We start from the raw sequence: 21,176 nt of genomic DNA on the forward strand, positions 1-21,176 counted from the left end.
GGGCCTCTGCCCCACGGGCTCAAACTAGCTGGATATCTAGATGTATCGCTCCGCGCTTTTTGCCTCGCTCGCTTTCGCCGCCGCTCTTGCCGCTGTGCCGTCGGCCGCCCAGGAGCCGACCTCGCCAGCGTTGACCTATGCCGACATCGTCGACCTCGCCGATACTGCGCCGCTGGTCGTACGGGCCGAGATTCGCGATCAGGCCACGGTTGAGCCCGAGCGGTCCCCCGGCCTCGAACCGGGACACGTGCGGCTCTATGTCGAAGCGCGGACGACAGCCCTAATCGCGGGAACCGCGCCAGTGGGCGAATCTCTACGCTATCTGGTCGACTTGCCGCTTACCGAGAAGGGCAAGGCACCCAAGCTGAAAAAGCAGGATGTGCTCCTGTTTGCGCGCCCGGTTCCCTCAAGCCCCGGTACTATCCAGCTGGTCGAGCCTGACGCGCAATTCGCTTATTCCGAACCTTTTGCCGACAGCGTGCGCTCGGTGCTTGCGTCGCTCCTGTCGCCGACCGCCCCGCCGCGTGTGACGGGGGTACGCGATGCTCTGGCGGTCGAGGGCACGCTGGTCGGCGAATCGGAGACGCAGCTCTTCCTTGATACCGAGCAGGACGGCCCTGTCTCAGTTACGGTGGTCCGGCGGCCCGATCAGGCTCCGCGCTGGGGCGTTTCTTGGACCGAGATCGTCGATCAGGCGGCCCGGCCGCCACGCCGCGAGACGATCGAATGGTATCGCCTTGCATGTTTCTTGCCGGAGAGCCTGCCGGGTGAGGCAAACCTGTCGACCGACCCGCGCGCCCGGCAACTGGCCGAGCGCGACTATGCCCTGGTGCTCGAGCAACTGGGCGATTGCCCGCGTACGCGCAGCTGAACTGGCCGGGCTGCAATAGGCGAGACTGAGGGCGGTCAAGACAAACTGGTTCCAATCGAACCGGCCGCTGCGCTAGGGCTGCGCCCCATGACCAGATGCTGCGCAGATCGCCGTCGAAAACTTATCGACCGAGGCAACCCCAATGGCTGAGCCCTTGCGCATCGCCATTGCCGGCCTCGGCACCGTTGGCACCGGCGTTATCCGCCTGCTCGATGCCAATCGCGAGGTGCTCGAACGGCGTGCGGGGCGGGCTATCGAAGTCGTCGCGGTCAATGCCCGCGAGCGCGCCAAGGATCGCGGTGTCGATCTTTCGCCATTCGCCTGGGTGGACGACATGCAGGCCATGGCAGCACGCAGCGATGTCGACGTGGTGGTCGAACTGGTCGGCGGGTCGGACGGTCCGGCTCTGACGCTGGCGCGCGCCGCACTTGATGCCGGCAAGGGCTTCGTCACTGCCAACAAGGCAATGGTCGCGCATCACGGCATGGAACTCGCCGAGCTTGCCGCGATCAACTCCGCGCCCTTCGCCTTTGAGGCGGCCGTCGCGGGTGGCATTCCGGTGGTCAAGGGCCTGCGTGAGGGGACCGCGGCCAATGCGCTGACGCGTATTTATGGCATTCTCAACGGCACCTGCAATTACATCCTTTCCGAAATGGAGCGCACCGGCGCCGATTTCGACGACATGTTGCGCGCGGCGCAGGAGCAGGGCTTTGCGGAAGCCGACCCCACTTTCGATATCGAGGGAGTCGATGCGGCCCACAAGCTCGCCATCCTTGCGGCCATCGGTTTCGGGACGCGGATCGATTTCGAAGCCGTGCGCTGTGCCGGGATCACGCAGGTCACGGCAAGCGATATCGCCCAGGCCGATGCGCTGGGCTATGTCGTCCGGTTGGTCGGTATCGCCAGCATGGAGGGCGACGGGCGGCTGCTGCAGCGCGTCCGCCCCTGCCTCGTGCCGTTCCGCCATCCGCTAGCCGCGGTTACCGGCCCGACCAATGCCGTAGTGGCGGAGGGCGATTTTTCAGGCCGCCTCCTGTTCCAGGGCGCCGGGGCAGGCGATCGACCTACGGCAAGCGCGGTGGTCGCCGATCTCATCGATATTGCGCGCGGGCAGGCAGGAGCGCCTTTTTCCGTACCCGTAGATCAGCTGGGCAGCGCGGAACCCGGGGATCCCGGCGAACGCAGGGGGCGTGACTATATCCGCTTCACTGTCGCCGATCGGCCCGGTGTGCTTGCCGAGATCACCGCGGCGATGCGCGATGCCGGAGTGTCGATCGAAAGCCTTATACAGCGCGGCCGCGACCATGATGGCGGTGCGGTCCAGGTCGCCATGGTGACCCACGAGGGGCCGGAGCACTGCGTCACCGAGGCGCTCGCCCTCCTCGAAGGCTCGGCTAACCTTGCGGCTCGTCCCCTGGTGATGCCGATTCTGAAGGATTAATCTCGCCCTGCGGCACCGGCGGCAGTCCGAGTTGCTCGGCCCGCGCCTGCGAAGCGGCCTGCGGCGTCGCGGCATCGCGACCCAGCGGCGGAAGCCCGCGGGCAATGCGATCGGCGTCGGAGCCGGGAGGTGCCTCGGGCAGCGCCTCCACGTCGATGAAATAGGCGGGCGGCGGGGGGCATGGGGGGACGAAACACCCCCGTGCCGCGACAACCCCGTGATCCGGAATGCCGAAAACGTCGGGTGAACGCGGGTCACCCTTGTTCATCGTTTTCCGGGCATAGCGACGCTCTGCAGCCTCCTTGTCGTAGCCATAGCGTGCGGGATCGCCGCGCCGCCGGCACACGATGATTTCGCCGGAAATCGCGGCCGCCTCCTGCTCGGCACTGCAGTCTTCCAGAGGGCCTTCGAAATCTGCCTGATCGATGAGAATGTCGATCCGTTCTGGCGGCGTGCCTTGCTGAGGCTCCAGCGCCTCCTGCGCGGCGAGCGGGCTGGCGAAGGCGACAAGCGCGACGGAGATGAGGATCAGTCTCATCGAGGCTGTTCTCCCCGCGCAATCCGATCGGCGGCGGACCCTGGAGGCGCCTCGGGCAGGGCCGCAAGATCAACGATCACCGCGGGCCCAGGCGGCCCGCCGAACTCAGGGCAGTAAGTCAGCAGGTTGGGAACACAGGGCGGAGCTGCAAAATCGGGAGCCAGGCCAAGGCCCTTGTTCATGGTGCGCTCGGCAAATTGCCGTAAGCCATCACCGTCCGGATCGAGCCGGTGCCGGTCATGATCGGCACGGTCGCCGCACACCACGATCTCTCCGGATATAATCGCCGCATCCTGTCGACGCTGGCAGTCGCGCTCATGGTCCTTCGATAAAGGTCCGATCAGCGCTCGACTGGTTTCCTGAGCAGCCAGCTCCGCCGGAATTGCCCATAGAGCCACCGGCGCTGCGAGAAACAGTCGGCTCGACAATCACTCGCTCCCTGTTTACCGGACTTTCGCGCATACCTATGCAAGCACTCAGGCCCGCGTGCCCACCGGCTGATAGCTGCCAAAGGACTGAACCTCATATGAACTCCCATTCCGTCACCCAGCCTGAAGACAATCCGCTTGACCGGGTCCTGGTCCTCGAAATGGTCCGCGTGACCGAGGCTGCGGCGATCGCGGCGTCAAAGCTGATCGGGCGTGGCGACGAGAAAGCGGCCGATGCCGCCGCGGTCGAGGCAATGCGTAAGACCTTCGACACGCTCTACATGGATGGCACCGTCGTCATCGGCGAAGGCGAGCGCGACGAGGCACCGATGCTCTATATCGGCGAGAAGGTTGGCGGCGCGCCCGGTAAGGGTCCGAAGATCGACATTGCGCTCGATCCGCTCGAGGGCACGACCATTACCGCAAAGGCCGGTCCGAACGCGCTTGCTGTTCTGGCAGCAGCGGAAGAGGGCTGCCTGCTCAACGCGCCCGACGTCTACATGGACAAGCTGGCGGTCGGGCCCGGCTATCCCGATGGCATCATCGACCTCGCCAAGTCGCCGACCGAGAATGTCGAGGCAGTGGCGAAGGCCAAGGGCGTGAAACCTTCCGACATCATCGTCTGCGTGCTCGACCGACCGCGCCATGCCGACCTGATCGCCGAGCTTCGCGACATCGGTTGCGGCGTCGTGCTGATCGGCGACGGCGACGTTGCGGGCGTGATCGCGACGACCGACGAGGACACGACGATCGACATGTACATGGGCCAGGGCGGCGCACCCGAAGGCGTTCTCGCCGCGGCGGCTCTGCGCTGCGTGGGAGGCCAGTTCAACGGCCGCCTCGTCTTTCGCAACGATGACGAGAAAGCCCGTGCGCGCAAATGGGGGATCGAGGACCTCGACCGAATCTACACGCGCGATGATCTGGTGAAGGGCGACTGCATCTTCGCTGCGACCGGCGTGACCTCCGGCTCGCTGCTCGAAGGCGTCAAATATCTTCGCGGCGGCCGGATGACGACCGAAAGCGTGGTGATGCGCGCAAGCTCGGGCACCATCCGTTGGGTGAAGGGCGAGCATAGAAGCAGGTGATCCTTGTCGCGTGCACCTTCGACATCGGTCGAAGGCTTGCGGCTGCTCGGAGCAGCAAGGCCAGGACGGATGTCCTGACCGCAAGCAACAAGGAAATCACCTCTTCAAAACCGTGCCTCCCATGTTGCGTTTCCATGACGCTCGGGTAGGCGGTTGCCACAGCCAGCCGACGGGGATTCGTGCATGAAGATCATGGCCGCCAATTCAAACCTGCCGCTCGCCCGCGCGATTGCGGCCTATCTCGAAATGCCGCTTGTCGATGCGCAGGTGCGCCGCTTCGCCGACGAGGAAATCTTCGTCGAGATCCACGAGAACGTGCGCGGCGAAGACGTCTTCGTCGTCCAGTCGACCAGCTATCCGGCGAACGACAATCTCATGGAACTGCTGATCTGCATCGATGCGCTGAAGCGCGCCTCGGCGCGGCGGATTACAGCGGTCGTCCCCTACTTCGGCTACGCCCGACAGGACCGCAAGCCCGGCCCGCGCACACCGATATCGGCCAAGCTGGTGGCCAACCTGATCACGGAAGCCGGTGCCGATCGCGTCCTCTCGGTCGACCTTCATGCCGGCCAGATCCAGGGCTTTTTCGATATTCCGACCGACAATCTCTATGCCGCGCCGGTCATGGCGGCCGACATCCAGGCGCGCTACGGCGATCAGGATCTCATGGTTGTCTCGCCCGACGTCGGCGGCGTGGTGCGCGCCCGCGCGCTCGCCAAGCGGCTCGACAACGCCCCGCTGGCCATCGTCGACAAGCGCCGCGATCGTCCTGGCGAAAGCGAGGTGATGAACATCATCGGCGAGGTGAAGGGCCGCCACTGCATCCTGATCGACGACATCATCGATTCGGGCGGTACGCTATGCAACGCGGCGCAGGCCCTGCTCGACCAGGGCGCGAGCTCGGTCGCGGCCTATATCACGCACGGCGTGCTTTCGGGCGGCGCGGTGGCCCGCGTCGACGGGTCGGCGCTCAAGGAGCTGGTGATTACCGACACCATTCGCCCGACCGATGCGGCGCAGGATTCCGAGCGGATTCGTATTCTCACCATCGCCCCGCTGATCGGCGAGGCGGTCCGGCGCATCGCCGACGAAAGCTCGGTCAGCTCGTTGTTCGACTAGCCGACCCCGGGACTACCTGCCGCAAGGGCGTCACTTCGCGCGGCCAAAGCCTTCGGGCTCTGCCACCGGGTCGCGCCAGGGCGCAACACCGCTGGCTTCGATTGCTTCCAGTTCTTCCAGCGCCTTCAGCCGCCGCCGCTGCCGCGTCTCGATCGTCATGCGGAGGAAGGGGTGGGCACCATTGACGAGTTCGCCCGGGCGGATGCCGAAGAACCGGCGGATCTCGCGAATGAGATGCGACTGGTCGAAATAGCGCAGGCGCGCCTCCGGCTCATCCTCGGGCCGCGCCACGCCGAGAAGCGTGGCGGCCATGTCGAGCGCTCGCGCGCGGCGTTGCACCAGCTTGGGGGAAATCCCGAAATCCCGTTTTATCGTGCGCTCAACTGTGCGGCACGAAACGCCCAGAGCATCGGCGAAATCGCCGATAATGAAATCGGGCGAGGCGAGGCATTCTCGTTCGAAGCCGACAGAGATGGGATCGGGCAGCTTGCGCGAAGTGGTGGCCAGGAACCTCCGCAATTGCATCTCGACTGCCACGATCCAATCTTCGTAGGGAGCCTGCGTGGGAACCTTGCTGGTCAAGTGGCCATGGCCCACGAGGTCTTCATGGATGACGATACGATCGGTCAGCGCCGCTTGCGACGGTCCCCCCAGTACCGGTGGGGCGCCCGTGGTGAGGTGAATCGTTACGACCTTGTAGGACCCGGTGACACTGATCGGCATGGCGCGGGTCTGAGTGCCGAAGTAAAGCGTGATGCCTTCGTCGCCGGGTACGAAAGTCTGCACTCCGTCCAGCGTCTCTGCTGTCCAGGTTCCGCCCCATAACAGGCGCATGCATGCCTGATCGCCCAGCATCCTGCAGGAAACGGTAGTGTCCGCGGCGATATCCCCTTCGGCAACGCTGATCCAATAGAACCACGGTTCGATATCTTTTGCGGGTTCGCGTGCCAGGGCCAGGGGAGCTCCATCATGCGTCGTCCCCGTTTTCGACCGTATGGGCACGTGGTGTTTCATTGTCGGGGGTGCTCGGGACCATCGGCACGCCAGGGAACATCGCTCAGCCCAAGTTCCTGCATGATGGCAAGCCGCCGCATCTGCCGGATTTCCAGGTCGATCCTGAGAAGATGTGCCTCGCAAGCGGACAGTGTTCCGGGAGACATGCCGAAATAGGTCTTTATCTGCTTGGTCATATGCGCCTGGTCGAAATAGCGCAGCCGGAATTCGGCATCTTCCTCCGGCATGGCGACACCCAGCAGCGCGGCGGCCATATCCAGTGCCCGAGCCCGCCGCAGTGCGGCTTTGGGGCTAATGCCGAAGGCGGCGAAAACGGCGCGCTCCAAGGTCCGGCGGCTGACGGCGTGCCGCTGGGCGAAGTCCTCGAGGTTGAGCGACTGGTCAGCCAGGAGGTGCCGCTCGAAATCGATTATCATCGGTGGCGGCGCCTCGGCGACCAGCGGCAGGAGCACTTGCCGCGCGACAGTCTCGAAAATGTCCAGCCATCGGTCGCGGCCGTCCTCTTCGCGGAAGTATGACCCGCGCTTTTCCTGCGGGACAGCGCCGTCGAAAGGGAGCACCCGATCGACTGCATCGGCCAGCGGAATCGCTGGTTCGGTGCCATTGGTGCCCGGCCGGAACTGCATCTGGATAAAGCGGAAGGGCCCCTCGACGCGCAGCGGCATGATCCGTGTCTGCGGCCCGAAATAGAGGATCCGACTGCTCTCGGCCGCGTCGAACGATAGCGGACCATCGTCGGTTTGAAGGTGCCATCGCCCCTTAAGCAAGACCCGGATGGCAGCATTTTCCGAGAAGAAGGCGCAGGTCTGCGCTTCGCCGGTTGTTTCGACGACATCGGCAACTGCAAGGGAATGGACCCACGGCGCAAGATCGGGCGCGGGGCCGCGGCTGTAGGCGAGCGGCTTGCCGTCGGGCGTACGCCCGGTAAGCGATACCAGCCCCCGGTCGGCCATAGCCTCCGGTTCGCCTATCTGGCGCCTGGTCGCGGACCTGCCTGTCACAATGCTCCCCGTTTCATTGCGACACGAAGGGTGGAGCTATTTTGCGACCCCTTCTTGACCCCGCCGATGCACATGTCAAATGCGCACCATGCCGAATTCGCAGGACATCCGCCTCGCCAACCGCCTGGCAGACGCTGCCGGGGACGCCATTCGCCCATTGTTCCGGGGGGACTGGCGGGCCGAGCAGAAAGAGGATCATTCAGCCGTGACCGAAGCCGACCGTGCCGCCGAAGCGGCTATGCGGCAGCTGCTGGAGAGCGAGCGAGCGGATGACGGGATCATCGGCGAGGAATATGGTGCCACGCGTGAGCATGCCGCCCGGCAATGGGTGCTGGATCCGATCGACGGCACGCAGAGTTTCGTCGCAGGCCGCCCGATCTTCGGCACACTGATCGCTCTGCTGCAAGACGGTTGGCCCGTGCTCGGGATAATCGATCAGCCGATCCTCGGTGAGCGCTGGGTGGGCGTGATCGGTGAGCCGACGATGTTCAATGGCAAGCCAGTAAAGACACGAGCCTGTCGCGCATTGGAAGGCGCATCGGTCGCCACGACGAGCCCGCATGCCTTCGCCGAGGAGGATGTGGATGCCTATTTGCGCGTCGTTGCGAAGGCTTATCCCAAGCGGCCCTGGCCGGTGTATGGTGGCGATTGCTACAATTACGGCCTGCTTGCGTCGGGCCATGTCGACATCGTGATCGAGAGCGGCCTCAAACTGCACGACTTCGCCGCTCTGGTCCCGGTGGTCGAGGGGGCGGGCGGTACCATGAGCGACTGGCAGGGCCACCCGCTCGACGCCAATAGCGACGGCAGGGTGCTGGCGCTGGGCGAGCCGGCGCGGCTGGAGGAAGTGCTCGAAGCCATGGGTGGGATCGACAGTCAGTCTTCCCCTGAGGACCCTGGGCACTGACCCGCGCCACGGTCGTTTGAGCGGCATGAAAACCATATGCATTACCGGCGCGGGTGCGGGCATCGGGCGCGCCACGCTGATGCACTTTCACGGTGCGGGATGGCGCGTGATCGGGCTCGACAAGGATGCCGGCGCGCTTGCCGAACTGCGCAAGGCCCTGCCGGCGGACCGGGCGCTGTTGCTCACCTGCGACGTCGGCATGGAAGGCGAAGTAAAGCGCGCCTTTGCGCGGATCGGTGAGTGGCTGGGCGATGCGCCACTCGATTGCCTCGTCAACAACGCCGGAATTGCCGATCCCTATTGCGGACCGCTCGAAGACCTTGCGCTGGCCGACTGGCAGGCTTGGATCGATGCCAGCCTCACCGCCGCCTTCCTGTGCAGCCGCGCCTCGGTCGCCCTGCTCCGCCGCGCGGACGGCGGGGCAAGCATCGTGAATATCTCGAGCACGCGCGCGGTCATGAGCGAGCCGGAATGCTTTGCCTACGCCTCGGCCAAGGGCGGACTCGACGCGCTGACCCATGCCATGGCGGTCACGCTCGGACCGGACATTCGCGTCAATGCTATCCGCCCGGGCTGGATCGAGACCGGGCCGTGGCAGAAGACGGGCGAGCAGCACGAGCCGGACCATCGTCCGATCGATCGCCGGCAACACCCGGCGGGCCGTGTTGGCACACCGCAAGACATAGCGGAGGCGGTCGAGTACCTCCATCGCGCCGGCTTCGTCACCGGCCAGCACCTCAGCGTCGATGGTGGCATGACCCGCAAGATGATCTACGAAGATTGACATGGACCTGGGGGGCAGACTTCGCGGCCGGGTGGCCCTGGTGACAGGCGCAGCGCGCGGTATGGGGCTGGAGATCGCGCGGCGCCTGGCGGCCGAGGGTGCCATCGTCTGGCTCGGGGGGCGGAACCGGGCTGCGCTTACCGAGGCGGCTTCCTCGATCGAGGGCGATGCGCGGCAGCTCGCTTTCGACATCACTGACGAGGAGGCTTGCATCGCCGCGCTCGAGCGGATCGAACGCGCCACCGGTTTCGACATCCTCGTCAACAATGCCGGCGAGCGCGACCGGCGCAGCTACGCGGAAATCGAGCGGGCCGACATGGAACGGTTGCTGCGGACGAATCTCGTCGCGCCTTTCGACCTTGCGCGCAGGGCCGTGCCGCTGATCCGGGCCCGCGGGCACGGAAGGATCGTCAATGTCACCTCGATCGCCAGCGAGATCGCGAGGGGCGACGCGTCCTATACCGCGAGCAAGGCGGGACTCGACGGCGTGACCCGCTCGCTGGCGGCGGAACTCGGGCCGGAAGGCATCACGGTCAATGCGGTAGCGCCTGGCTTCGTGCTGACCGAGGCAAATGCGGAGTGGTTCGAGGGATCGAGCGACATCGCCGATCACCTTGCGCGCCGAACTTCGCTCGGGCGATGGGCCAGGCCGGACGAGATCGCCGGTGCCGTCGCATTCCTCGTTTCGGACGACGGATCTTATGTCACGGGTCACACTCTGATCGTGGACGGGGGCTACGTCACCCATTTCTGACGGCGCTTGCATTTCGGCGCAGAATCGCTAGATGCGCGGCCTTCACCGACACGTGAATCACCGCCGGTCTGGCCGAAAGGGCTGCCAGGGCTGGTCGGACGTGTCTCTGCAAAGGAGATGAAAATGCCCAAGCTTAAGACCAAGAGCGGTGTGAAGAAGCGCTTCAAGATCACCGCGACCGGCAAGGTCAAGCATGGTGTCGCCGGCAAGCGTCACCGCCTGATCAGCCACAATGCGAAGTACATCCGCCAGAACCGCGGCACCACCGTCCTGTCCGAAAACGACTGGAAAGCGGTGAAGAAGTGGGCCCCCTACGGCCTCGACTGAGCCCGTCTGCGTTTTTAGGAGTACAACAGCATGCCACGTATTAAGCGCGGGGTTACTACCCGCACCAAGCACAAGCGGCTTCTGGACCAGGCCAAGGGCTATCGCGGTCGCCGCAAGAACACCATTCGCGTCGCGCGTCAGGCCGTCGAAAAGGCTGGCCAGTATGCCTATCGCGACCGCAAGGTTAAGAAGCGCAGCTTCCGCGCCCTGTGGATCCAGCGCATCAACGCCGCGGTCCGCGCCGAAGGCCTGACCTATTCGCAGTTCATGCACGGCACCAAGCTGGCCGGCATCGAGCTCGACCGGAAGGTCATGGCCGATCTCGCCATGAACGAAGGCGCTGCCTTCAAGGCGATCATCGAACAGGCCAAGAAAGCACTGCCGGCGTAAACCCGCCGGTAAAGCTGAAATTCTATGAAAAGGGCGTCCGCACCGGGCGCCCTTTTTGCATGGGCCTTTGGCCATCGGGCCAAGCCACGGTAGGATAGTGGCCTTGGGGGAGAGTCGCGTGTCTGGCGAATGCCACATCGAAGTACGCTTTTTCGCGCCTCCGGCGGATATCGCGCCCTGCTTCACGATGATCTATCACATGACGGTCGATGTGCCGGCGGGCGAGACGGTCACCGATTGCCTGGTGCCCGAATGGGCCAACATGCGCTTCTTTTCCGACCAAGGCGACCTCGCCGGCAGCCTCCGGCCCAATGCGGCAGGTGCGCAGCGCTTCCAGGCGACCGGGCCGAGCGCGCAGCCGACCCCGTTCGAGATCGGCCGCGCCCGCATGTGGGGGCTGGCGCTCAGTCCAATCGGCTGGGCGCGCTTCATCGGTCGGCGCGCCGCGGATTACGTGAATGTCGCGAGCGATGGCGAGGAAGAGGCAGCCTTCGCGCCCTTCGTGCCACTGTGCGACATTTTCTGCGCCGGTGCTGCCAATCCCGACGCACAGCTTGCCAAAGCGATGCAGCTACTCCGCGACACCACCAGCATGCCCCGCGATGCCGCGCGCATCGCCGCAGTGCACGACGCGATGGGCGATGCCTTCCTGACCAAGGTCGAGGATTTCGCCGCGCGCGTGCGCATGTCGAAGCGCACGCTGGAGCGAATCTGCCGCCAGCATTTCGGTTTCAGTCCGCGCGTTCTGCTGCGCCGCCAGCGTCTCGTTCGCGTGCTGACGGCCTATATGATCGAACAGCGCAGATGGACCTCGGTCATGGACCTGCACTATCACGATCAGGCTCATTTCGTACGCGAATTCAAACACTTCATGGACATGAGCCCGAGCGAATACGCCGCGATGCCACATCCGGTCATGAGCGCATTTCTGGCGGAAAGGCAGCGCGTGTGGGGATTGCCTGTCCGAAAACGGGACAATATCGCCTAGGCTGCATTCAATCCGTCGCAGTTTGCTATTGTTTGTCGCGATGATCGATCCCGGTCTTCCCGACAGCAAGCACAATGGAGCGCCGCGATGAGCCTCGCTCAGCCTGGCGATGCGGTTCGCCTGCGGTTCTTTTTGCCGCCACGCGACCTCGCACCCTTCGTCACGACGATATACCAGCTCGACATTACCGGTGCGCAAGGCGAACCCATTGAGGATGCGCTACACCCCGAATGGGCGAATATCCGGCTCATCACCGCAGGCGAAATCGAGGCCGGGATCGGCGGCGGGCCGCTCGCCCCGGTACCACGTAGTATTCTCGTCGGCCCTACCAGCCATGCCGTCCGCTTCCGGGCCCAGAGCGCTCGCAGCTGGGGAATCGGGCTTTTGCCACTTGGCTGGGCGCGGCTGGTCGATGCCCCGGCCTGCGAATATGCCGACCGCTTCGTCGATCTGGCGCAAGAACGCGACCTTGCCCGCCTTGGTGCTCTGGCCGCATGTCACGAGCGCGATGGTCAATCGGCGAAGAGCTTTCGCGATCGCCTGGTCGACGTGCTCAGAACCCTGCTGACCGCGCCGCAGCCGCGCGATGCCGAGATCGTGCGGCTGGAACATGCCCTCGTCGATCGCGAAGTGCATAATGTGGCGGCGCTGTCGGAAAAATCGGGCATCGGGACGCGCTCGCTCGAGCGGCTCAGCAAAAACGTGTTCGGCTTTCCGCCCCAACTCCTCCTGCGCCGCCAGCGATTCTTGCGCAGCCTTGCCCAATTCATGCTCGACCCCTCGCTCAAGTGGATCGATGCGCTCGACAGCCACTATCACGATCAGGCGCATTTCGTCCGCGACTTCAAGCAATTCATGGGAACGAGCCCGAGCAAATATGCGCGCCAACCCCACCCGGTGCTGGGTGCCGCCGTCCATGCCCGCAAGGCGATTGCGGGTGAGGCGGTGCAAGTGCTTCACCGGCCGCCGGCCGCCTGAACCTTGCCTGCCGTCTTGAAACGTAGCAGACCCAGCCACTTGATGGGCCGCGCCGCGGCCCGGCGGGGCACTTTCTGACAATGGCGATGGCGGATGCCGATTCACTCACGACGGATTTCGTTTCGGACCGTCTGGTGCTGCGCCTGGTGGCCCCGCCCGCCGATCTCGCGCCCTTCGTCGCGGGACTTTACCGCATGATCGTGCCACCTGGCGCGTCGGTCGAGGACTGGTTGCCACCCGAGGAAGCCAATCTGCGGACCGGAACTGCTACCGAATATTCCGCGGCAATCGGGGATGGGGAGATGGCCGACGTCCCTGCCGCCATTATCTCGGGCCCGACCGACCGGGTGACGCACCTGCGCATCAGCGAAGGCAGTTTCTGGGGCATGGGCCTGACGCCAACCGGATGGGCGCAGCTTGTGGACATGCCGGTCGACAGCTGCGTGAACCGGTTTCAGGACGTGCGCACCGCCGGTATCCCTGACGCGCTGTGCGATATGCTGGACCACCTGCGCGACATCGGCGACGATATCGTCCGGGCGGCAAGCCTCGTCAATGCGACCTTGCGACGGATGCTGGCCCAACGGCCACCGGCAGACGAGAGAATTCTGGCAATCCACCGCGCTCTTCTCACAGATCACGAATCGAGCGTGGCCGCCATTGCCGAGCGCCACGACATGAATGCACGCACTTTCATCCGTTTCTCGCAGAAGCGGTTCGGCTTTCCTCCGCGCATTCTGTTGCGCCGCCAGCGGTTCCTGCGCAGCCTTGGCAAGTTCATGCTCGACCCGTCGCTGAGCTGGATCAATGCGCTCGATACCGCCTATTGGGACCAGGCGCATTTCATTCGCGATTTCCGCGCGACCATGGGCATGACGCCGAGCGACTATGCCCGGCGCGAACACCCTATCGTGGCAGCGGCGGTGGCAGTGACGCACCGCCGCAGCGGCATTACCATGCAGGGCCTTTACGATCCGGCCCGGCCGATCCAGTCCGAAACTGGGCTTTAGCATTTGGCCGCTTCCCGCTAGAGGCAGCCGCGCAAGACACAGCCGAGGATTCAATGACCGAGTTGGCGATGTTGCGGGACAATGCTCTCGCACGGATAGACGATGCGTCCGATGCGGCCGCGCTGGAGGTGCTGCGCGTAGAGTATCTGGGCAAGCAGGGTTCGATCTCGGGCCTGATGAAGACGCTCGGCAAGATGACGCCGGAAGAGCGTCAGACCGAAGCGCCCAGGATTCAGGGTCTGCGCACCGAGGTCGCCGATGCGATCGCGGCGAAGAAGGCGGAGCTCGACGATGCCGAACTCGAAGCCCGGCTTACGCGCGAGGTGCTCGACCTGACCCTGCCCGCGCCGCAAGCGCCGCAAGGCTCGGTTCACCCGGTCAGCCAGGTGATGGACGAGTTGGCCGAAATCTTCGCCGACCTCGGTTTCTCGGTCGCCACCGGGCCGGAGATCGAGGACGACTGGCACAATTTCACCGCGCTCAACATGGCCGAAACGCACCCGGCGCGCGCGATGCATGATACGTTCTATTTCCCTGATGTGGACAGCGACGGCCGCCGCATGCTGCTCCGCACGCATACCTCGCCGGTGCAAATCCGTTCGATGGCCGAGCAGGGCGCGCCCATTCGCATCATCGCGCCGGGCCGCGTCTACCGCTCGGACAGCGATGCGACGCACACGCCGATGTTCCACCAGGTGGAAGGTCTGGTGATCGGCAAGGGCATCCACCTCGGCCACCTCAAGTGGACGCTGGAGACCTTCCTCAAGGCCTTCTTCGAGCGCGACGATATCGTGCTGCGCCTGCGCCCTAGCTATTTCCCCTTCACCGAACCCTCGGTCGAGGTCGATGTGGGGTGGCAGGACGTGAACGGTCGCCGCGTGCTCGGCGGGGACGGCGATGCGCCGGGCCATGGCTGGATGGAACTGCTCGGCAGCGGCATGGTCAATCGCCGCGTGCTTGAATTCGCGGGCGTCGATCCGGACGTCTATTCGGGCTTCGCCTGGGGCCTTGGCGTGGACCGGCTCGCGATGCTGAAATACGGCATGGACGATCTGCGCGCCTTTTTCGACGGCGACTATCGCTGGGCGGAGCATTACGGCTTCTCGCCCTTCGACCAGCCCACCCTGTCTGCCGGCGTAGGAGCGCGCGCATGAAGTTCTCGCTCGAATGGCTGAAGCACTTCCTCGACACCGATGCCTCGGTGGCGGAGATAGCCGCTGCGCTCAACCGGATCGGCCATGAGGTCGAGGGCATCGAGGACCCGGCGGACAGACTGGCAGGTTTCCGCGTCGCCAAGGTGCTGACGGCCGAGAAGCATCCCGATGCCGACAAGCTGCAGGTCCTCAGCGTCGATACCGGTGACGGCCAGCCGCTGCAGGTCGTTTGCGGGGCGCCCAATGCGCGTGCGGGCATGAAGGGTGTGCTCGGCCTGCCCGGCGCGGTGGTCCCCGCTAACGGCATGGAATTGCGCAAGAGCGCGATCCGCGGCGTCGAAAGCAACGGCATGATGTGCTCGGTGCGCGAACTCGAACTCGGCGACGAGCATGACGGCATCATCGAATTGCCCGAGGATGCGCCGGTCGGGGAAAGCTTCGCCGACTATAGCGATGCGTCGCCCGTGTTCGACGTGGCGATCACCCCCAATCGTCCGGACTGCATGGGCGTGATGGGCATCGCACGCGATCTCGCGGCGGCGGGCCTCGGCACGTTCAAGCCGGTCGAGGTACCGGCGATCGATGGCAATGGCGCGTGCCCGGTCGAGATCCGCACCGACGATCCCGACGGCTGTCCGGCTTTCTATGGCCGTGTCATTCGCGGAGTCGACAACAGCAAGCCCTCACCGGAATGGATGCAGCGCCGGCTGAAGGCTGCGGGCCAGCGACCGATCAGCGCGCTGGTGGATTGCACCAACTATCTTATGCTCGCCTGCGGGCGTCCGGCGCATGTCTACGACGTCGCCAAGCTGTCCGGCCCTGTCGTCGCGCGCCGAGCGCAGGATGGCGAGACGATGCAGGCGCTCAATGAAAAGACCTACACGCTCGATGACACGATGACGGTTATCGCCGACGATGCTGGTGTCCATGATATCGGCGGGATCATGGGCGGCGAGCATTCCGGTGCGAGTGAGGGCACGACCGACGTCCTGCTCGAGATCGCCTATTTCGATCCCGAGCGCATCGGCGTGACCGGTCGCAAGCTCGGCCTCGCGTCGGACGCGCGTACGCGGTTCGAGCGCGGTGTCGATCCGGCCTTCCTGGACGATGGCCTTGCGCTTCTGACCGACCTGATCGTGCAGACCTGCGGCGGTACGCCGAGCGAAGCAATTCGCGCGGGCGAGCCACCGGTGGAGCCGATGGTCGTGCCGTTCGATCCCGGACTGACTCTGCGCCTGGGTGGTGTCGAGGTGGCCGAGGACGAGCAGCGCCGCATTCTGACCGAACTCGACTTCGCGGTGGGCCCCGACTGGCAGGTCACCTGCCCGCCGCGCCGTCACGACATCGAAGGCCCTGCGGATCTGGTCGAGGAAGTGGTGCGCATCCACGGGCTCGACAATGTTGAGAGCGTGGCCCTCCCACGTGCCGATGGCGTCGCGCAGCCGACCGCTTCGCCGCAGCAGAAGCTCGAGCGCAAGCTGCGCCGCGCAGCTGCTGCGCGTGGGCTGAACGAGGCAGTGACCTGGTCCTTCCTACCCAGCGCCGACGCCGAGCACTTCGCGGACGGCGCGCAGCTTTGGGTGCTCGACAATCCGATCAGCGAGGACATGAAGGCGATGCGCCCCTCGCTCATTCCCGGCCTGCTCGCCGCGGCCAAGCGCAATGCCGATCGCGGCGCGCCGGGCACGCGCCTGTTCGAAATCGGACGTCGCTATTTCCGCGGCAAGGGCGGCGCGAGCGACGAGAAGCCAACGCTTGGCGTAGTGCTCGCGGGCGAGAAGACCCCGCGCGGCTGGGCGCAGGGCAAGGCTACTGGCTTAGACGCCTATGACGCCAAGGCCGAAGCGCTCGCCCTGCTCGATGCCGCCGGTGCGCCGGTCGACAACCTCATGGTCATGGGTGAGGCGGGCGATCAGTTCCACCCCGGCCAGTCCGCCACGCTGCGGCTCGGCCCGAAGACCGTGCTCGCCCGCTTCGGCGCGCTGCACCCGCGCACGCTCAAGGCCTTCGACGTGGACGGCCCGGTCGTCGCGGTCGAAATTTTCCTCGACGCTATCCCGGCGAAAAAAGGCGGCGGCAGTTTCGCGCGCCCGACCTACACGCCGCCCGCATTGCAGGCGATCACTCGCGACTTCGCCTTTCTCGTCCCCGCCGATCTTGCTGCTGCCGACCTCGTGCGCGCGGTGAAGGGCGCGGACAAGCAAGCTATCGTCTCGGCGCGCGTGTTCGACGTTTTCGCCGGGCAAGGCGTGCCCGAAGGCAAGAAGTCGGTCGCGGTAGAGGTCGTGCTTCAGCCGGGCGAGAAAAGCTTCACCGACGAGGAGATCAAGGCGATCTCGGACAAAGTGGTGGCCGCTGCCGCCAAGCAGGGCGCGGAGTTGCGCGGATGAAGACGGCTTTCGTAACCGGAGCGACCGCGGGCATTGGTGAAGCGACTGTCCGTGCGCTCGTGGCCAAAGGCTGGCGCTGCGTGGCGACGGGACGCCGCAAGGAACGGCTCGATGCGCTGGTCGCGGAGCTGGGGGCAGAGGCAATCCACCCTTGCGTCTTCGACGTGCGCGACGAGGTTGCGATGGATGCCGCCATTGCTGCATTGCCCGAGGACTTCGCCGGGATCGACCTGTTGGTGAACAACGCGGGTCTCGCGCAAGGCCTCTCGCCCGCGCAGGAGGCGAACCTCGACGACTGGCAAACCATGATCGACACCAATGTGACGGCCATGGTCAAGCTGACCCGCAAGCTGCTGCCCGTTCTGATCGAGCGCAAGGGCGCGATCATTGCGATCGGCTCGGTCGCGGGGAGTTATGTCTATCCGGGCGGTAATGTGTATGCAGGCTCCAAGGCCTTCGCGAACCACTTCACGCTGGCCCTGCGCGCCGATCTCCATGGCACCGGCGTGCGCGTGACCAGCATCGAGCCGGGCATGGTCGAGACCGAATTCACGCTGGTCCGCACCGGCAGCCAGCAGGCGAGCGACGACCTTTATCGCGGGTCCGACCCGATGACCGGCAAGGACATTGCGAACACTATCCTGTGGGTGGCCGAACTGCCCCCGCACCTCAACATCAACCGCATCGAGCTGATGCCGGTGAGCCAGGATTTCGCCGGCTTCCGCGTCGCGCGCGACTGAGTATTACATGACTTCCAATCGCCGTACCTTCGCGATCATCTCGCACCCCGACGCGGGCAAGACGACGCTCACCGAAAAGCTGCTGCTGCAGGGCGGGGCCATCCACCTCGCGGGCGAGGTCAAGGCGCGCGGGGCGGCGCGGCGGGCGCGATCGGACTGGATGAAGATCGAGCAGCAGCGCGGTATCTCGGTCACCTCCAGCGTTATGACCTTCGAGAAAGAGATCGACGGCGAACTCATCACCTTCAACCTGCTCGACACGCCGGGCCACGAGGATTTCTCGGAAGACACCTACCGCACGCTGACTGCGGTCGATTCCGCCATCATGGTGATCGACGTCGCCAAGGGGATCGAGAGCCAGACGCGCAAGCTGTTCGAGGTTTGCCGCCTGCGCAACGTGCCGATCATCACCTTCGTCAACAAGGTCGACCGGGAAGGACGCCCGCTGTTCGAGATCCTCGACGAAGTGGCTGACGCGCTCGCGCTCGACGTCAGCCCGCAGAACGCGCCGCTCGGCATGGGCGGGCTGTTCACGGGGGTACTCGATTTCGAGACCGACACGGTCACGCGGCCCGAAGGCGGGAGCAAAGAATTTCTCGGCAAGCGGGAGCCGCTGGGCGACCTGCCGGAGGAACTCGAAGAAGAGATCGAGCTGACCAAGATCGGCTATCCCGAATTCGACCTCGAAGCCTATCGCAATGGCGATCTGACGCCGGTGTTTTTCGGCTCCGCGCTCAAGAATTTCGGCGTCGAGGAGCTGATCGAGGCGATTGCCAAGTGGGCCCCTCCGCCGCGCCCGCAGCCCGCCGGCGAAGAGCAGATCAGCCCCGAGCGCGACGAGGTCACCGGCTTCATCTTCAAGGTGCAGGCCAACATGGACCCCAACCACCGCGACCGGATCGCTTTCATGCGGCAGGTTTCGGGCACCTTCAAACGCGGCATGAAGCTGACGCCATCGGGCCTCGGGAAGCCCATCGCGGTCCACTCGCCGATCCTCTTCTTCGCGCAGGATCGCGAGATCGCCGACACCGCGCTGGCGGGCGACATTATCGGTATCCCCAACCACGGCACGCTGCGCGTCGGGGATACGCTGTCCGAGAAAAACGATGTACGTTTCACCGGCCTGCCGAACTTCGCGCCGGAGATCTTGCGCCGCGTCGTACTGGCCGATCCGACGAAGACCAAGCAGCTCAGGAAAGCGCTCGATGATTTGTCCGAAGAGGGCGTGATCCAGGTCTTCTACCCGGAGATCGGGGCACAACACATAGTCGGCGTGGTTGGTCAGCTGCAGCTGGAAGTGCTGATTTCGCGCATGGAGGCGGAGTACAAGGTGAAGGCCAATCTCGAGCCGTCACCCTTCGCCACCGCGCGCTGGGTCAAGGGCGACGACAAGGCGCTGGATGAGTTCGAGAAATTCAATCGCGCCAACCTTGCCCGCGACCGGGATGGCGATCTCGTCTTCATGGCCAAGAGCCCGTGGGACGTGAATTACCAGGAAGAGAAGAATCCGGACCTGACCTTCTCGGCGACAAAAGAACGGTAGGTTGAATCAATAGTGGAGCCGTTGCAAAGCGCCCCGATGACTATTCCCGGCCCAACCTCCCAGACCTTCATCTCGCAGCGACTGCGGCTCAACTATCTCGACTGGGGCAATCGCGGAAAGCCGCCGCTGGTCCTGGTTCACGGTGGGCGTGACCATGCGCGCAGCTGGGACTGGGTCGCGGAAGAGCTGTGCCAGGATTGGCACGTCGTCGCGATGGACCACCGCGGGCATGGCGACTCCGACTGGGTTTCCGACGGCAATTACTCCTCCAGCGACATGGTCTACGATCTCGCGCAGCTAGTGCATCAGCTCGGCGTCGGTCCGGTGACCATCGTTAGCCATTCCATGGGCGGCAATGTGTCGCTGCGCTACGCCGGGACCTTCCCGAACATGGTCACGAAGATCGTGGCGATCGAAGGTCTGGGTCCAAGTCCGAAGCGACAGAAGGAGATGAGGGCGAAGCCCTATCCCGAACGCTTGAACGAATGGATCGGCAAGAAACGCGCCGCCTCCGCCCGCACGCCGCGCAAGTACGAGAGCATCGAGGCAGCCTTCGCGCGGATGATCGATGAGAACAGCTACCTCACCGAGGAGCAGGCGCGGCATCTTACGCTTCATGGCGTCAATCGTAACGAGGATGGAACCTATAGCTGGAAGTTCGACCCGCATCTCAATGTCTGGCCGGTCGAAGACATCGCCGATGAATTCCTCCACCAGACCTGGGCGGCGATCACGGCGCCGACGCTGTTACTCTATGGCGCGGACAGCTGGGCTTCCAATCCCAAGGGCGACGGCAGGCTTGAACACTTTGCCAATGCCGAGGTGATCGAGTTCGACAATGCCGGCCACTGGTTGCACCATGACCAGTTCGACCGGTTCATGGCGACACTGAGGGATTTCCTTTGACGGCGGCACATATCGTGCAGCGAAAGCGTTGACCGGGGGTGCAGCTTACCTTCGCCAGCTACAACATTCACAAGGCGGTCGGCCTCGACCGCAAGCGCGATCCCGAGCGTATCCTCTCGGTCCTGCACGAGATCGATGCCGATGTCATCGCCTTACAGGAGGCGGATCGGCGCATCGGCGACCGGGCAACGGTGCTTCCGCGTGCCGCCCTCGACGACACGAAATGGCGTGTCATCGAGGTGGCGCGGCGGCCGCGGAGCATCGGCTGGCACGGCAATGCGCTGCTGGTCAGGCGAGATGTCGAGATCGTCGCGTCTCATGCACTCGATATTCCGACACTCGAGCCGCGCGGCGCGGCGTGCGGCGAAATCGTGATCGAGGGTCAATTGCTTCGGATCATCGGGACGCATCTCGACCTGTCCGGCCTGCGCAGGCGCGACCAGATCCGATCGCTCCTCACCTACATCCGGGTCTGCGAGCGCGATCTGCCCTCGGTCATTCTCGGCGATTTCAACCAGTGGGGCAGAAATACGGGTGCGATGCGGGAATTCGGGGAGGAGTGGCAGCTATTAACGCCGGGGCGCAGCTATCCCAGCCGTCAGCCGATCGCGACGCTGGATCGCATTGCCGTGACGCGTCACTGGGAATGCGTCGATAGCAAGGTCCACCACACCTCGCTGGCGGCCGTGGCATCAGACCATCTTCCCGTCGTTGCGCAGCTCAAGCTGCACACGAAATAGGCTGCTGACTATAAATCAGGCAAACTAAGGGCTCGTCAGTCGCGCAGACGACGAATGGTTCGTTC

General features: G+C 64.7%; 22 protein-coding genes. 18 read left to right on the plus strand and 4 right to left on the minus strand.

Features of this window, described 5'->3' with window-relative positions; all coding sequences use genetic code 11:
* Positions 1 to 40: 40 nt before the first annotated feature.
* On the plus strand, positions 41 to 871 hold the full coding sequence (locus tag P8Q88_RS08390) for a hypothetical protein (protein WP_278323398.1): 831 nt from the start codon (positions 41 to 43) through the stop codon (positions 869 to 871).
* A gap of 142 nt (positions 872 to 1,013) precedes the next feature.
* Positions 1,014 to 2,312 (plus strand): homoserine dehydrogenase, encoded by a 1,299-nt coding sequence (locus P8Q88_RS08395; RefSeq protein ID WP_278323399.1) that lies wholly within the window; start codon positions 1,014 to 1,016, stop codon positions 2,310 to 2,312.
* On the opposite strand, the gene P8Q88_RS08400 is transcribed toward P8Q88_RS08395, so the two are convergent.
* On the minus strand, positions 2,266 to 2,850 hold the full coding sequence (locus tag P8Q88_RS08400) for a hypothetical protein (RefSeq protein ID WP_278323400.1): 585 nt from the start codon (positions 2,848 to 2,850) through the stop codon (positions 2,266 to 2,268). The two genes, P8Q88_RS08395 and P8Q88_RS08400, sit on opposite strands and share 47 nt — an antisense overlap.
* On the minus strand, positions 2,847 to 3,278 hold the full coding sequence (locus tag P8Q88_RS08405) for a hypothetical protein (protein ID WP_278323401.1): 432 nt from the start codon (positions 3,276 to 3,278) through the stop codon (positions 2,847 to 2,849). The genes P8Q88_RS08400 and P8Q88_RS08405 overlap by 4 nt, the downstream gene beginning before the upstream one ends.
* A 98-nt stretch (positions 3,279 to 3,376) precedes the next feature.
* Between P8Q88_RS08405 and glpX the strand changes: the two genes are divergently transcribed.
* Positions 3,377 to 4,366 carry a class II fructose-bisphosphatase gene (glpX, locus tag P8Q88_RS08410; RefSeq protein ID WP_278323402.1) on the plus strand — a complete coding sequence of 330 codons (990 nt, stop codon included), beginning with the start codon at positions 3,377 to 3,379 and terminating at the stop codon, positions 4,364 to 4,366.
* A gap of 183 nt (positions 4,367 to 4,549) precedes the next feature.
* A complete protein-coding gene (locus P8Q88_RS08415; protein ID WP_278323403.1) occupies positions 4,550 to 5,485 on the plus strand; it encodes a ribose-phosphate pyrophosphokinase in 936 nt (311 codons plus the stop codon).
* Positions 5,486 to 5,515: 30 nt separating this feature from the next.
* Here P8Q88_RS08415 and P8Q88_RS08420 read toward each other — a convergent pair whose 3' ends face one another.
* Both P8Q88_RS08420 and P8Q88_RS08425 read right to left on the minus strand, forming a co-directional pair.
* A complete protein-coding gene (locus P8Q88_RS08420) occupies positions 5,516 to 6,487 on the minus strand; it encodes a helix-turn-helix transcriptional regulator (RefSeq protein ID WP_278323404.1) in 972 nt (323 codons plus the stop codon).
* An 8-nt stretch (positions 6,488 to 6,495) separates the two neighbouring features.
* On the minus strand, positions 6,496 to 7,452 hold the full coding sequence (locus P8Q88_RS08425) for a helix-turn-helix transcriptional regulator (protein WP_278323405.1): 957 nt from the start codon (positions 7,450 to 7,452) through the stop codon (positions 6,496 to 6,498).
* A gap of 136 nt (positions 7,453 to 7,588) precedes the next feature.
* Here P8Q88_RS08425 and P8Q88_RS08430 point away from each other — a divergent pair, with 136 nt between their 5' ends.
* From P8Q88_RS08430 to P8Q88_RS08495, 14 genes are all read left to right on the plus strand, one after another.
* A complete protein-coding gene (locus P8Q88_RS08430; RefSeq protein ID WP_446532551.1) occupies positions 7,589 to 8,407 on the plus strand; it encodes an inositol monophosphatase family protein in 819 nt (272 codons plus the stop codon).
* A 25-nt stretch (positions 8,408 to 8,432) separates the two neighbouring features.
* Positions 8,433 to 9,191, plus strand: coding sequence for an SDR family NAD(P)-dependent oxidoreductase (locus tag P8Q88_RS08435; RefSeq protein WP_278323407.1), 759 nt, complete (start codon positions 8,433 to 8,435; stop codon positions 9,189 to 9,191).
* Between the two features lies 1 nt (position 9,192).
* Positions 9,193 to 9,945, plus strand: a complete 753-nt coding sequence (locus P8Q88_RS08440) for an SDR family oxidoreductase (RefSeq protein ID WP_278323408.1) — start codon at positions 9,193 to 9,195, stop codon at positions 9,943 to 9,945.
* A 123-nt stretch (positions 9,946 to 10,068) separates the two neighbouring features.
* Positions 10,069 to 10,272, plus strand: a complete 204-nt coding sequence (rpmI, locus tag P8Q88_RS08445) for a 50S ribosomal protein L35 (RefSeq protein WP_278323409.1) — start codon at positions 10,069 to 10,071, stop codon at positions 10,270 to 10,272.
* A 30-nt stretch (positions 10,273 to 10,302) separates the two neighbouring features.
* The gene (gene rplT, locus P8Q88_RS08450) at positions 10,303 to 10,662 is read left to right on the plus strand and encodes a 50S ribosomal protein L20 (RefSeq protein ID WP_278323410.1); all 360 of its coding nucleotides are present in this window, start codon (positions 10,303 to 10,305) and stop codon (positions 10,660 to 10,662) included.
* Between the two features lie 118 nt (positions 10,663 to 10,780).
* Positions 10,781 to 11,650 carry a helix-turn-helix domain-containing protein gene (locus tag P8Q88_RS08455; RefSeq protein WP_278323411.1) on the plus strand — a complete coding sequence of 290 codons (870 nt, stop codon included), beginning with the start codon at positions 10,781 to 10,783 and terminating at the stop codon, positions 11,648 to 11,650.
* 87 nt (positions 11,651 to 11,737) lie between these two features.
* Positions 11,738 to 12,628, plus strand: a complete 891-nt coding sequence (locus P8Q88_RS08460) for a helix-turn-helix domain-containing protein (RefSeq protein ID WP_278323412.1) — start codon at positions 11,738 to 11,740, stop codon at positions 12,626 to 12,628.
* 86 nt (positions 12,629 to 12,714) lie between these two features.
* Positions 12,715 to 13,638, plus strand: a complete 924-nt coding sequence (locus P8Q88_RS08465; RefSeq protein WP_278323413.1) for a helix-turn-helix domain-containing protein — start codon at positions 12,715 to 12,717, stop codon at positions 13,636 to 13,638.
* Positions 13,639 to 13,691: 53 nt separating this feature from the next.
* On the plus strand, positions 13,692 to 14,792 hold the full coding sequence (pheS, locus tag P8Q88_RS08470; protein ID WP_278323414.1) for a phenylalanine--tRNA ligase subunit alpha: 1,101 nt from the start codon (positions 13,692 to 13,694) through the stop codon (positions 14,790 to 14,792).
* A complete protein-coding gene (gene pheT, locus P8Q88_RS08475; protein WP_278323415.1) occupies positions 14,789 to 17,182 on the plus strand; it encodes a phenylalanine--tRNA ligase subunit beta in 2,394 nt (797 codons plus the stop codon). Before pheS ends, pheT begins: the two co-directional genes overlap by 4 nt.
* Entirely contained in the window at positions 17,179 to 17,922 is a 744-nt protein-coding gene (locus tag P8Q88_RS08480) for an SDR family NAD(P)-dependent oxidoreductase (protein WP_278323416.1), read from the plus strand. The genes pheT and P8Q88_RS08480 overlap by 4 nt, the downstream gene beginning before the upstream one ends.
* A 7-nt stretch (positions 17,923 to 17,929) precedes the next feature.
* A complete protein-coding gene (locus tag P8Q88_RS08485; protein ID WP_278323417.1) occupies positions 17,930 to 19,465 on the plus strand; it encodes a peptide chain release factor 3 in 1,536 nt (511 codons plus the stop codon).
* Between the two features lie 36 nt (positions 19,466 to 19,501).
* The gene (locus P8Q88_RS08490) at positions 19,502 to 20,371 is read left to right on the plus strand and encodes an alpha/beta fold hydrolase (protein WP_278323418.1); all 870 of its coding nucleotides are present in this window, start codon (positions 19,502 to 19,504) and stop codon (positions 20,369 to 20,371) included.
* 38 nt (positions 20,372 to 20,409) lie between these two features.
* On the plus strand, positions 20,410 to 21,111 hold the full coding sequence (locus P8Q88_RS08495; RefSeq protein WP_278323419.1) for an endonuclease/exonuclease/phosphatase family protein: 702 nt from the start codon (positions 20,410 to 20,412) through the stop codon (positions 21,109 to 21,111).
* Positions 21,112 to 21,176 lie beyond the last annotated feature (65 nt).

The sequence above is a fragment of the Qipengyuania marincola genome, assembly GCF_029688625.1.
GTDB lineage: Bacteria > Pseudomonadota > Alphaproteobacteria > Sphingomonadales > Sphingomonadaceae > Qipengyuania.